We start from the raw sequence: 13,558 nt of genomic DNA on the forward strand, positions 1-13,558 counted from the left end.
TAAATTCAAAATAATTATAAAAAAATAAATCCATGAAGAAGAAATTAGAATCAGAATTAATGAGTATTGCGCACAGGATTCTAAAATTAGGAGGTAAAGATGATGTTAATAAAATGCATGCTGAGGTTGCTGCATTATATGAAAAATTGACGGTTTTAAAATTTGCGAATGAAAATTTTGAAAGCGAGCTACCAACTATAGGGAACGACTCCTCATTTTTTGAGATGTTGGACTCGGCATTTAACAATAAAGTTAGTGACAATATTGAAGTTGATAATAAAACCTATATTAATTTGGATGATGTTGAAGAGGATGATATTATGGAGCCTGTAATGGAAAAAATTAAAGACATGGTGGCGCAAATGCCTAACGAAACCCATCAAGTAGATGCTTTAATTGAAGAAGTTATACCAAAGAAAGAATACCATAAAAACGATTTAGAAGAAATTACCGCTGGATTTGAAGAAACGCCAATTTTTGAACCAGTCATTAAGTCTGAAAACAATGAAAAAAAGTCGCTAAACGATAAATTAAAATTAGGCTTAACTATTGGTCTTAACGATAAATTAGCATTCATCAAGCACTTGTTTGATGGTAAAAATGAAGATTATGACCGTGTATTATCTCAACTAAACACCACTGCATCTTTAGCTGAGGCCACTAACCTAATTAGAAATGTGGTTAAACCAGATTATAATAATTGGGATGGAAAAGAAGATTATGAAGCTAGATTTATGGAACTTATTGAAGCCAAATTTGATTAATAATTTAAATACACATAACCAACAAATGGTTGTTTGATACTATTTATAGTCAACACATAATAATACGTACCAACTGGTAACACTTTGTTTTGATTTACTGGTCCTTGATTTGGTATGCCATTCCAGTCATTAATATAATTATTGCTTAGGTAAACTAAAGTTCCGTACCTATTATAAATCTTTAGAATATTTTCAGGATAATCTTCTATACATGGGATAACAAAAGTGTCGTTTACAGCATCATTATCTGGTGAAAAACCACTAGGGATTTGTAAACATCCATCAACAGTAACTTCTGCATAATCTTCGTTATTAGTATCATCACGATCCACTTCTGAGACACTGTTTAAACTTGCAACATTTAATAAATTATTTGATGAAATGACTTGAGCAATTACATCTAATGTTTCGGATTGATTTGGTAATAAGTTTGGTAAACTCCATAACGAAGTTAATGTGTCATAAGTCCCATAACTGGTTGCTTGAGAAATATATTGGTATCCAGTTGGTAAACTTTCTAAAATAGAAATATTTGTAGCTTCTGTTGTCCCAATATTTGTGGCTGTTATTGTAAAAGTGACTACATCACCAATTGAAACTTCGGTTGGTGTAACCGATTTTAAAACTTCTATGTCAACATTAGAGGTGTCTTCTAATACTTCTAAGGTAGCACTTGCTTGAGAGCTGTCAATATTATTTTGGTCTGTAAAATTTGTAGTGTTGTTTAAATAATCACCAACTACTGAAGAAGTAACGTTAACAGAAAACGTACAACTTTCTACTCCATTTGGAATGGTTAGATCAGTTACACCAATAGTTGTTCCACCAATTGTACTTGTAAAAATAGCTGTACATCCATTAGCATTTACCCAACTTATTGGACCTGCAACAGTCACTCCTGTTGGTAAATTATCTGTAAAATTAATATTAGTTTGTTCTGGATTACCAGCTAGGTTATAAATAGTAAATTCTAATATGCTTTGTTGTCCAACAATAATTTGATTAGGTGAAAATGATTTTTCGACTGTTGGAGCTATAACTTGTACATTACTAATAGAGATGTTTGTATCTGGAGTTAATTCTTCATTATCATTACTATTAGGAACTGCTTGTGCTGTATTAGTAAAAGCGCCACCAAAACTTGGAGCTGTTACTGGAATTACTATTTGAATGGTTGAAGCAGCATCCATGTTTAAAATAGTTTCTGATATGGTATTAGTAGCATTATCTATATTAAAACTAGACATACAGCTTGCTGTACCAGAAACCACATTACAAATTGGTGTTCCTGCTATAGCAAATTGCGGACCTAAAACATTTTCAAAATCTATATTAATAGCATTAGAACTTGTATTACTATTGGTAATATCTACTATCCAATTAAATGTATCATTAACTCCAACTGATGTAAACTCAGGATACGTTTGCACTAAAATATCGACACATGGTGCAAAAAAAGTATCTACAGAGTCTGTATTATCTCCTAGATTTACTTCATTTGGATCACTAATACTGTTAATCTCTACACTGTTTCTAGCTCTAATTGCATTAATATCGCAATTAGGTTGCCAATCAATGACTACTTGATAGGTTATTGAGCTTTGTGCAGGTAACGTCCAATTTTCTTCAGGTGTAATTTGCCAGAATACATCAAATTCTCCTGCATCAGGTACTCCATCTTGTAGCATACCAATGTTAGCATTTACAATATCATAGCATGTTGCTGTTCCGGTTGTGGCAATACAAGTCACTGAGACTAATGCTCCTGGTGTGGTAATAGATACAAAATCGACCAATTCTGTAACAGAATCGATGTCGCTATAATTGGTTGCAGTAATTTCATAAGTAACTTCTCCCCAAGAAATTGTATTTGACGTATTAGATCCAGCAGGAAGAGCAGGATTTATTTGTGTTTTGGTGACAGAAAGTTGTACAATATCCTCAGGTTGGCATTCTGGTAATGGAGGTAATAATACAAAATCACTATCATTATCATTGGTTAGGTCAGGATCTATTAATGTAGATTCTAAAAGATTAACACCACTTCTTGCATGTGCTAATGTATTATCTTGTATAACAGTAGTACAGTCATCAGACTCTAAATAAATTACAACGGTAGTAACAGTTATTGTGGTGTTAGCTGGTAATACAAATTCATTACTTTCCCAAAATTGTCCTTGATCTGTCAAGGTGAAATCACTACAAGTAATTGGTCCTGTTGTTGCATCACAAGAGATAGAAACAATCTGCCAATTTACACCTACAGTCAAGTTTTGGAGAAAGAAACGCATATACGCATCCTCTGGACCCATATTGCAAATGTCTGTGACAAATGTCACTTGTTCATTCCAATTAACTTCCTGTAAAGGATTGGGATTAGTTTGCACTGTCGAAATACAAAGATCAGCTTGAGCGCATAAATTGCCTTCAAGTAAAATATTACTTATGCTATTAGAGTCGTCTGAAGATTGATTAATATTGGAAGGGGATAGAGACAGTTGTATTAAACTAGACAATTCTAATGGTTGTAACTGTGTGCTACACGCAGGTTCTAGAAACAAGACTTCCATTTCAAAAGTAATAGAGCCACCAGCAGAAAACTCGATAGGACTAGAAAAATTAAATAAATTTTGAGAAGAGCTAATCCCAACTGGTACACCTCCAATTCCTGAGGTATCAGGACAAATTATTCCGTTAGTTGTACTAACACAAGTTAAACTATTTAACTGTATTAAAGGCACACCAAACACAGTGCTTAACAAATTTGAAAACCGACTTCTAAAACCTTGTAATGGAAAAGTAAAAGCACTATTATTAGTAATAGTAAATTGATAGGTTATGGTTTGATTCCAAGCAGTTATTGATGTGCCAGAAATAGGATTTATTTGGTTGTAGACTACAGTAAAATCAATTGGAATTTCAACTACATCAATAGAGATAACAGACGTATTATTAGAAGTGTCGTTATCTGTAGTTCCGTCTGGCGGAAAAACAGTTACAGTGGTAGCAACTCCTCCAGGAGATAAAGATGCTCTAACAATAATTTTAACTTGCACACTACTATTGGATGGTAGATTGGCAATAGTACCCTCTAAGGTGTTTCCGGTTAAATTAATAGGTGAAACAGCACTAGCTCCTCCTGTTTGATTCTGACTAATAAAACTTTGTACAGTTATTGATGGGTTTATAGCCTGAGAAAAAGTAGCATTATTTACAGCATTCCCAGAATTAAATATCGTCACGATATACTGAAACTCTCCATAAATATTTACTTGAGAAATAGGACTTCCAGTTAAATCTTGTGCAGCAACAACAATAGATAAATCTGTAGTTTGTGCTTTAGAAATTAAAAAGGAAACACAAAAAAGGAGCAAGCAAAATGCTTTTTTCATAGTTGGTTAGTTTCTTAGTAGATGTCTAAATTAGTAAAAGGTTGCTTTAACTATCTTAAAAAGATTGTAAATTTGAATTAGAAGCAAAAATATAATGAGCAAACTTTATATCGTTCCAACACCTATAGGAAACCTTAAGGACATGACCTTTAGGGCAATAGAAGTTTTAAAAGACACTGACTTAATTTTAGCAGAAGACACAAGGACTTCAGGAAAATTATTAAAACATTATGAGATTGGCACACCAATGCAAAGCCACCATATGCACAACGAGCATAAAACAGTTGACAGCTTGATCCAAAAACTACAAGCAGGAACAACAATAGCTTTAATTAGTGATGCTGGTACACCTGCCATTTCTGACCCTGGATTTTTACTAACTAGAGCGTGTATAGAAAATCAAATAGAAGTCGATTGTCTTCCTGGTGCAACCGCTTTTGTACCTGCATTAGTTAATAGTGGTTTCCCAAACGATAAGTTTGTGTTTGAAGGTTTTTTGCCAGTAAAAAAAGGACGTCAAACTAGATTAAAGCTATTAGCTGAAGAAACCAGAACAATTATTTTTTATGAAAGTCCGCATAAACTAATAAAAACGCTCACTAATTTCTGCGAATATTTTGGAGAAGAACGTTCAGTGTCTGTATCCAGAGAATTAACAAAATTATATGAAGAAACTATACGTGGTACTGCAAAAGAAGTATTGAAACACTACACCAATAAACCGCCTAAAGGTGAGATTGTGATTTGTGTTGGAGGGAAGAAATAATGAAAACTTTATTACAAGAAATATCCCATTGTATTTTATGCAAGCAGCATTTGCCATTAGGACCAAAACCAATAGTTGAGGCAAGCATAAATTCAAAAATCATTCTAATTAGTCAAGCTCCTGGACAGGTAGCACATCGCTCTGGAACAGCATGGGATGATGCAGGAGGTAAACGACTAAAAGCATGGCTAGATGTAACTGAGACACAATTTTACAATCCCAACAATTTCGCCATTATACCAATGGGTTTTTGTTATCCTGGAAAAGGAAAAACAGGTGATTTGCCACCAAGAAAAGAATGCGCTCCAGAATGGCATGATGTAATACTACAAAAATTGTCAAACATTAAATTGATAATTTTAATTGGTGCTTACGCGCAAAACTATTACTTAAAAGAAACTTCTAAAAGGACTTTAACCGAAACAGTTAGTGAGTATAAAACGTACTTGCCTAAATATTTCCCGATACCACATCCAAGTCCAACAAATCGATTTTGGAGAAGCAAAAATCCTTGGTTTGAAGAATTGGTTGTGCCAGAGTTACAGAAAAAAGTAAAAGAGATATTAAATACGCTTTAATACTGAGACCCATCATGCTTTCCAACCTCAAAACCATGTTTTCCAAGATATTGGTTACCGCTTTCAATAGCATCATCTTCCATAGTTGTTCCCATAGAGTCATTCCATCTGTTTAGGTATCCAAATAAGGAGATAACACCTAGCATTTCTACAATTTCGCCTTCTGTCCAATGGTCATGTAAACGTTTTTTTATGTCTGCATTAACTGCGTTTGGAACTTGACTAGCAGCTAAACTAAAATCTAATGCAGCACGCTCTGCGTCGTTAAACGCAGGATGTGTTCGATACTCCCAAATATTATCTAACTGTTCTTGTTCTGCACCATAACGTTCTGCAGCTCTAATAGCGTGAGCCTGACAGTATCGACAACCCGTAGCATTACTACTCACCCAAGCAATCATACGTTTTAAAGCAGAAGTGACTTTACCTTCATTAGCCATAACTGCTTTATTTAAATTAATAAACGCTTTACTAATGGCAGGACGACGCTGCATGGTTAATACCGAGTTTGGACAAAACCCAAGCGTTTCATTAAAAAAAGTAGCTAATTCTTTAGTTTCTAAATCGTGTTCTGCTGATAATGGTGTGACTAATGGCATAAATAGTTGTTATTTTATGGTATTTTTGGTTACTTTAAATAAACGAAAAAATCTTCATTTATGTCGCATAAAATTACAACAGTTTGGAAAGAAGACCTAATCTTTGAAAGCGATAATCCTAATGGATATACATTTAATTTAGGTCAGTCGGATAAAGAAAATGACCCTTACAAACCTTTAGGTCCTAAAGCTACCATGTTATCTTCGCTAGCAGCTTGTTCTGGATTAGACGTAGTTTCAATACTAGAAAAAATGAAAGTATCACTTGGTGATTTTAAAATTGAAGTTGAAGGCGAACTAACAGATGAGCATCCCAAAACCTATCACACAGTTACAGTAGACTATCATTTTTCAGGACAGGATTTAAACGAAGAAAAAATTAATCGAGCAGTGCAATTATCTATTGAAAAGTATTGTGGTGTTATGGACATGTTTAGACAATTTGCTGAGGTAAAAACCAATATTTACTTTTATAACAATTAGATTTGAGTAAGCAAAATTTTTACTTTTCATTTTCAACTATTCACTAACCAACATGCGCTGGACATTAAAACCAAAACCCAATCCTGAAACTGTAAAAACATTAGCAGATAGTTTACAAGTAGATACGTCTATTGCTTCGCTTTTAGTACAACGTGGTATTGAAACGTATGAAGAAGCTAAAACCTTTTTTAGACCTAGTTTAGACCATTTACACAATCCGTATTTAATGAAAGATATGGACAAAGCAGTTACTAGAATAGAGGAAGCTATTAGTAGCGGAGAAAATATTTTAGTTTATGGCGATTATGATGTGGATGGCACGACTTCGGTTGCATTATTGTCTTCGTACTTAAAGACAAAAACATCACAAGTAGCCACGTATATACCAGATAGATATGACGAAGGTTATGGTATTTCATATAAAGGAATAGACTTTGCGCAGGACAATAATTTCACCTTAATAATAGCATTAGATTGTGGTATTAAAGCAATAGATAAAGTCGCTTACGCGAAAGAAAAAAGAATTGATTTTATTATCTGCGATCACCACAGACCAGGTAGTGAAGTTCCTAATGCAGTTGCAGTTTTAGACCCAAAACAAGATGATTGTAACTATCCTTATAAAGAATTATGTGGTTGTGGAGTTGGTTTTAAACTCATCCAAGCTCTTGCTGAAACATCAAATGAAACCATAGATAATTTAATCCCATATTTAGATTTAGTAGCAACAGCAATTGGAGCAGATATTGTTCCAATAACAGGTGAAAACCGAGTATTAGCTTATTTTGGTTTACAAGTCGTTAATCAAAGTCCAAGAGCAGGTTTTAAAGCGATTATCAATCAAATTAAAAAAGAGACCTTAACCATCACAGATGTAGTCTTTATTATTGCACCTCGTATTAATGCAGCTGGACGTATGAAGCATGGTCAATACGCTGTGGATTTATTAACAGAAACCGATTTACAAACTGCAATAAAATATGCTCAAGAAATTGAAGCATTTAACACAGACAGACGCGAAGCCGATAAAAACATCACTATTGAAGCTTTAGAACAAATCCAAAATAATAACGAAGAAGACAGACTAACATCTGTGGTGTATCAAGACAATTGGCATAAAGGAGTTATAGGTATTGTCGCGTCTAGGTTAATAGAGACCTATTACAGACCTACTTTAGTCTTTACAAAAAGCGGAGATAAATTAGCAGCTTCTGCACGATCGGTTTCTGGTTTTGACGTGTATAACGCTTTAGAGGCTTGTTCTGAGCATATCGAGCAATTCGGAGGACATAAATACGCAGCAGGCTTAACACTTAGAGAAGAAAACTATGAAGCCTTTAAACAAGCGTTTGAAGATGAAGTCTCCAAAACAATAGATAGAAACCTACTAATTCCAGAAATTAAAATAGACACCCAAATAGAGTTAAGTACAATTGATGATAAGTTTTGGCGTATCATCAAACAATTTGCTCCTTTTGGACCTGGTAATATGACACCCATTTTTATGACTAAAAATCTTAAAGATACAGGTTACGGAAAATGCGTAGGAGAAGATGATAAACATCTAAGATTTACCGCTACAAATGGAGGACAAAAATTTGTCTGTATTGGTTTTAATTTAGGTGATAAACTAAATTTAATAAAAGATAAAAAACCGTTTAGAGCTGTGTATTCTATAGATGAAAATCATTGGAATGGTAATATGTCCCTTCAACTTAAAATTAGAGATTTAAAAGCGTAATATGCAAAAAAACGACCCATACGCAGCGCTTAGGATTAAAGAATTCAACATTTTTTTATTATTGCGTTTTGCACTAGTGTTTGGTTGGTCTATGCAATTTATTGTTATAGAATGGCAAGTGTATAGCTTAACAAAAGAACCCATATATCTAGGTATTATTGGTCTAATGGAAATTATTCCTGCTTTTACTATGGCATTGTTTGCAGGACACGTTGTTGACCAGAAAGAAAAACGAAACCTCCTTGCCTTATGTATTGCTGCTTTTTCGTTGATTAGTTTAGGCTTGTTTTTACTGACTTGGGACAAAGTAGTAGGAGATTGGTCTACACAATCTATTTTGTACGGAATTTATGCGTTGGTATTTTTTGGTGGCTTTTTACGATCGTTTTTTGGACCTACAATATTTTCGTTAATCGCACTAATAGTTCCTAAAAAAATATACCCAAATGCCGCAACTTGGAGTAGTAGTACTTGGAAAGCAGCAACTGTTTTAGGCGCTTTATTTGGAGGCTTTTTAATTGATTGGATTGGTGTAGCTATGACCTTGTGTACTGTATTTGTTTTAGTAGCATTATCTTTTATTATCACCTTTCAAATTCAGAAAAAACCAATTTTAAATCCAAATATTGGCGAGTCTGTAAAAGAGAGTTTAAAAGTTGGACTCAAGTTTGTGTTTAGTGATAAAGCAATTTTAGGGGCTTTATCTTTAGATATGATTGCGGTTTTATTTGGTGGAGCAGTAGCATTATTATCTGTTTTTGCACAAGATATTTTACATGTTGGATCTAAAGGATTTGGTATTTTAAATGCGTCCATATCTATTGGTAGTATCTTAACCATGTTTATAACCACTTATTTACCAGTTAGTAAAAATGCTGGAAAAAAATTATTGGTATCGATTTTTGGATTTGGTATATGCATCATCATATTTGGGATGTCAAAATTATTTTGGCTAAGTGTGCTAGCTTTGTTTTTTTCTGGTGTTACAGATGGTGTATCAATGGTTATCCGTCAAACAATTTTACAACTTAAAACACCAGACCATATGCGTGGTCGCGTAGCTTCTGTAAATAGTATGTTTGTAGGCTCTTCTAATGAGCTTGGTGCTTTTGAAAGTGGTGTAGCAGCTAAATACTTAGGTGGAGCTGCTAGAGCAGTTATTTTTGGAGGTGTTATGACTTTGCTAACTGTTGTGGCAATTGGCACTAAAAACAAAACCTTAAGAAATCTGGATTTAACCAAAGATATTGAGGAGCACGAAAGTGAAACTAATTAATCTATTATATTTGTAAGGTCTTAAACTTGAATTAAAATGAAAAAAATTCTCATCGCTATTTTAGTCGTAATTGTATTGATATTTGCATACAATCAATATAAAGAATACCAACGTTTTCATCCAAAACATGCTAATTATAATACTAGTAAACCTCTAGATTTAAACCACCATAATCAAGAAGTGGTTTACAACTATAACGAAGCGGTTGAGCAACTAAACAGCTATGTAACTATGCAATGGAGTGCAAATGGTATAGATGTTAGAAGCCCAGAAAGTGATGATGCCGAAACCACTTTGGCAGTTAATACATATGCTAAAAAGTTAGCGAAAGTGAAGTTTTACGAAGCCAAATTAGAACAGTCTAAACAATTAAAAGACAAAGGGTTCTCTAATGAATCAATACAATTGTTTGAAGAAACTGGTATGTCACAAGAAGCTTATCAGAAACATATAGAAGACAAAACATTTAAAAATAGACTACTATTAGCTTTGCCAAAAGGTAATTTAAGGTCTGGAGAAAAAAGTGCTTTTATTTACGAAATACAGAAGCTTCTTGTCAAAAAAGGATACGAAATACCTGTTGATGGTGTTTACAAAAGCATTACCCAAAATGCCATTTTAGATTTTGAAACCAAAAACAATTTATTTGCGGATGGTAATATAGATCAGCTGACTTTAGAGACTCTAATGGATTAAAACTCTTTCAACTCCATAGTGTTTCCATTAAAAACACCATAAGTAAAATACTGAATCCAATCGCCAAGATTGATGTATTTAGAATTATTTCCTAAATCTATATTAAGTGGTAAATGCCTGTGTCCAAACACAAAATAATCACGATGTTTGGTTTCTAGTTTACGTTTACAGTACTGTACCAACCACTCTTTGTCTTCACCTAAAAATTTAGCGTCTTCATCACCAGAAATCATCTTATTTTTTACAGATAGATAATTACCTAATCGCATCCCAAAATCTGGATGTATTAAACGTTGAAATAACCATTTTGCAACTGGATTAGTAAATAGCTTTTTCATGCGTTTGTACCCTTTATCGTGTGGTCCTAAACCGTCTCCATGACCAATAAAAAAGGTTTTATTATTAAAAGTAAACTCTTTTGGTTTGTGATACACTGGGATGTTAAGCTCTTCTTCAAAATAACCATTCATCCATAAATCATGATTACCTACAAAGTAGTAAATTGGGATTCCAGAGTCACTAATTTCTGCTAATTTTCCTAACGTTCTGGTAAATCCTTTTGGGATGACTCTTCGGTACTCCATCCAAAAATCAAATAAATCACCTAATAAAAAAATAGCAGCAGCATCATCTTTAATCATGTCCAACCAAGCTACAAACTTTTTTTCTCGAGGAAGTGAGTCTGCTTTTGTTGGTGCACCCAAATGATTGTCTGAGGCGAAGTATATTTTTTTCCCTTCTGGAATTTGCATGATGTAAATATAATTAATTCCTGTGAATGCTATTGGTTGGCTGGTGCGTGCGTTAGCGATTAAAACGACATCCTTTTTTGCGCGCTTATGCGCAAAAAAGATATAGTGTAAAGCGCGACCCTTGTGGTAACGCCCAAATTATTTACTCGTTATCACTAGCATACCATTGTGCGTAACTGGTTGCGGTTTCAGACAGTTTTAACGAGTGTAGTTTAATACTATTGGGTAATCTCTTTTTTATTTTTGCAGCAAAATCAATAACCATCATTTCACTAGTTGGTTGATAATCCACTAGTAATACATTGTGACCTCTTTCTTCAAGTTCTTTGGCTAACTCCACGTGTGGTGTGTTTTTGTTAAAAACAGTTGCGTGGTCAAAGACATTTACAATCTCTTCTTTGACAATTTTTTTAAGATCAGAAAAATCTATAACCATCCCAAACTTAACATTTGTAGTGTCCGAAATAGGCTTGCCAATAACAGTTACGTCTAATTTGTAGCTGTGTCCATGGACATTTTTACATTTTCCGTCATAGCCATATAGTGCATGACCAGTCTCAAAAGTAAATTGTTTTGTAATGCGTATGTTGCTCATTAACCAAGTATTTATTGCACAAAGATATTGATTTTGTTAAAGCGAAATACTATTAGATAACATTTGCACGCTCTTTAGAATATAGAATTAGTTTTTAAATATTAATAGTTAAGAGATAGAGCAGATTATCTATCCATTTACAGATGTGTTATAGTTATTGAAAGCATATATTAGAACACGAAGTTAAACCTGTGCTAACAAAACGATTAAGTATTACAGGTTAGTTAAAAACCTGTTAATTAGCGTCTTTTGCTTCGGTTGTAAAAGTAGATAACAATTAAAACTACTGCTAGTAATAGAAAAATTCTGTTTCCCATGATTTTGTATTTAGATTATATATCTGAATTTCTGTTTTTGTTATATCTATAAAGTAAATAGGCTAATACTACAAGAACAATTAAAGGTAGATACGACCCTATTAAGATGCCTATCTCATAACCACTATCCTCTGGAGCATTCTTGATTTTTTCTTCAATATTTACTTGTAAGTTACTTATAAGCATTATTGTTTAATTTAAAGTAAAGTTAATGGTTTTGAGCTAGTGGTAAAAATAGTTTTCTAAATTTAATAATTAACGGAAAACCTCTAGCCACAATCCACAAGGTAAAAGCAATAAAAATTCCTGTGAGTTTTAAATGGTAATAATCTGCCAAAAATAAAGCAGGTAAAAACACTAAAAAGGTAGACAGTAAAAGTAGGTTGCGTAAATCTTTCATTTTACCAAGTCCTTTAAACATTCCATCAAAAATAAAGGCTAATGCACACAACGGTTGCATGGCTAATACTATCCAAAATACGTCATAAAAGGCTTGTAGTACTTCAGGTTCTTGAGTGAAGATTTTTCCAATTGGATAATATAACACCGCTCCAATAACCGCAACAATGCAACCTAATAGAATTCCTATTTTAATTAATCTTGTGCTTAGTTGTAGCAACGTTTTGTAGTTTTTTTCTCCAAATAATTTACCAGATAATATATTGCCAGCACTTGCATAACCATCTATAATAAAAGCACCTAAAAACCATAAGTTTATAGCAATAGTATATGCTGCAATATAATTTTTACCATAACCAGTTGCGTATTTTGTGGCAAAATATAACGTAATGTTTAAGGCTAAAGTCCTAATAAAAAGATTTAAAATCATAAACACAAAATTCCTGATTTGTACATTAAAAGGAAATCTAATTCGTAACGGAATAGAAGTCTTAGTCAGCAGTAAATAACCAGATAATATAGCCATAAATATTTGAGAAATAACACTAGCATATGCTGCACCTTGTATGTGCATTGGTTGTATAAAATCTGTAATACCGTAAACTAATATAAAATCTAAAACAACATTTAATAAAGCGCCCAAAATAGCTATTATCATAGGGTAATAGGTGTTTTGTAACCCTCTAAATGTTCCAAAAACAGCGATGACAAATAAGGTAAACGGAAAACCAAACACTCTAATTTTATAATAGTCAACACTATAATCTAGTATTAAATCTGATGCGTTATACAATTTAAAAATTTGTGAAGCAAATGGATAAGTGGTTGCAATAATAATTAAGCTTAATGACGTAATTAAAAAAATGGCTTGAGCAGGCAGTTCTCTAACCTTATCTAATTTATCAGCACCTAAGTGTTGTGATATTATTGAAGAAATAGCACTTCTAGTTTGGCCTAAAACCCAAATTAGCATAGATAAAAACGTAGTTACAATTCCAATTGCAGCTAAAGATTCAGTTGGGTTTAACTGTACATTTCCAACAACAGCAGCATCAGTTAATGACAGGATAGGCTCTGAAATACCTGAAATTAAAGCAGGAATGGCTAATCTGTTTATGTTTTTTAAACTGATGGTATTATTCAAAATAAATACAATTGTATTGCGAAGGTCGTAAAAGTTTCTCGATTAATTACTGAATA

Annotated in this window: 13 protein-coding genes; 7 read left to right on the forward strand and 6 right to left on the reverse strand. The window is 33.3% G+C overall.

What is annotated here, in order from left to right; all coding sequences use genetic code 11:
- Positions 1-32: 32 nt before the first annotated feature.
- Positions 33-764, forward strand: coding sequence for a hypothetical protein (locus Ollyesu_RS05650; protein WP_279302821.1), 732 nt, complete (start codon positions 33-35; stop codon positions 762-764).
- On the opposite strand, the gene Ollyesu_RS05655 is transcribed toward Ollyesu_RS05650, so the two are convergent.
- Positions 761-4,156 (reverse strand): gliding motility-associated C-terminal domain-containing protein, encoded by a 3,396-nt coding sequence (locus Ollyesu_RS05655; protein ID WP_279302822.1) that lies wholly within the window; start codon positions 4,154-4,156, stop codon positions 761-763. The genes Ollyesu_RS05650 and Ollyesu_RS05655 overlap by 4 nt on opposite strands.
- Positions 4,157-4,250: 94 nt before the next feature.
- On the opposite strand from Ollyesu_RS05655, the gene rsmI reads away from it, so the two are divergent.
- Both rsmI and Ollyesu_RS05665 read left to right on the forward strand, forming a co-directional pair.
- Positions 4,251-4,922 (forward strand): 16S rRNA (cytidine(1402)-2'-O)-methyltransferase, encoded by a 672-nt coding sequence (gene rsmI, locus Ollyesu_RS05660; RefSeq protein WP_279302823.1) that lies wholly within the window; start codon positions 4,251-4,253, stop codon positions 4,920-4,922.
- On the forward strand, positions 4,922-5,500 hold the full coding sequence (locus Ollyesu_RS05665) for a uracil-DNA glycosylase family protein (RefSeq protein WP_279302824.1): 579 nt from the start codon (positions 4,922-4,924) through the stop codon (positions 5,498-5,500). Before rsmI ends, Ollyesu_RS05665 begins: the two co-directional genes overlap by 1 nt.
- On the opposite strand, the gene Ollyesu_RS05670 is transcribed toward Ollyesu_RS05665, so the two are convergent.
- The gene (locus Ollyesu_RS05670; protein ID WP_279302825.1) at positions 5,497-6,099 is read right to left on the reverse strand and encodes a carboxymuconolactone decarboxylase family protein; all 603 of its coding nucleotides are present in this window, start codon (positions 6,097-6,099) and stop codon (positions 5,497-5,499) included. The two genes, Ollyesu_RS05665 and Ollyesu_RS05670, sit on opposite strands and share 4 nt — an antisense overlap.
- Positions 6,100-6,159: 60 nt before the next feature.
- Between Ollyesu_RS05670 and Ollyesu_RS05675 the strand changes: the two genes are divergently transcribed.
- Genes Ollyesu_RS05675 through Ollyesu_RS05690 form a run of 4 tightly spaced genes read left to right on the forward strand, consistent with a single transcriptional unit; the run spans position 6,160 to position 10,295 of the window.
- Entirely contained in the window at positions 6,160-6,582 is a 423-nt protein-coding gene (locus Ollyesu_RS05675; RefSeq protein WP_279302826.1) for an OsmC family protein, read from the forward strand.
- A 52-nt stretch (positions 6,583-6,634) separates the two neighbouring features.
- Positions 6,635-8,323 (forward strand): single-stranded-DNA-specific exonuclease RecJ, encoded by a 1,689-nt coding sequence (gene recJ / locus Ollyesu_RS05680; protein WP_279302827.1) that lies wholly within the window; start codon positions 6,635-6,637, stop codon positions 8,321-8,323.
- Between the two features lies 1 nt (position 8,324).
- Positions 8,325-9,599, forward strand: a complete 1,275-nt coding sequence (locus Ollyesu_RS05685; RefSeq protein ID WP_279302828.1) for an MFS transporter — start codon at positions 8,325-8,327, stop codon at positions 9,597-9,599.
- Positions 9,600-9,635: 36 nt separating this feature from the next.
- Entirely contained in the window at positions 9,636-10,295 is a 660-nt protein-coding gene (locus Ollyesu_RS05690) for a peptidoglycan-binding domain-containing protein (RefSeq protein WP_279302829.1), read from the forward strand.
- Here Ollyesu_RS05690 and Ollyesu_RS05695 read toward each other — a convergent pair.
- From Ollyesu_RS05695 to Ollyesu_RS05710, 4 genes are all read right to left on the reverse strand, one after another.
- Entirely contained in the window at positions 10,292-11,047 is a 756-nt protein-coding gene (locus tag Ollyesu_RS05695; protein WP_279302830.1) for a UDP-2,3-diacylglucosamine diphosphatase, read from the reverse strand. The genes Ollyesu_RS05690 and Ollyesu_RS05695 overlap by 4 nt on opposite strands.
- Before the next feature lie 142 nt (positions 11,048-11,189).
- Positions 11,190-11,642 (reverse strand): 6-carboxytetrahydropterin synthase, encoded by a 453-nt coding sequence (locus Ollyesu_RS05700; protein ID WP_279302831.1) that lies wholly within the window; start codon positions 11,640-11,642, stop codon positions 11,190-11,192.
- 332 nt (positions 11,643-11,974) lie between these two features.
- Complete coding sequence (locus Ollyesu_RS05705) at positions 11,975-12,145, reverse strand: hypothetical protein (RefSeq protein ID WP_279302832.1); 171 nt, start codon at positions 12,143-12,145, stop codon at positions 11,975-11,977.
- Between the two features lie 22 nt (positions 12,146-12,167).
- Complete coding sequence (locus tag Ollyesu_RS05710) at positions 12,168-13,502, reverse strand: MATE family efflux transporter (protein WP_279302833.1); 1,335 nt, start codon at positions 13,500-13,502, stop codon at positions 12,168-12,170.
- Positions 13,503-13,558 lie beyond the last annotated feature (56 nt).

This window comes from Olleya sp. YS (genome assembly GCF_029760915.1).
Lineage (GTDB): Bacteria > Bacteroidota > Bacteroidia > Flavobacteriales > Flavobacteriaceae > Olleya.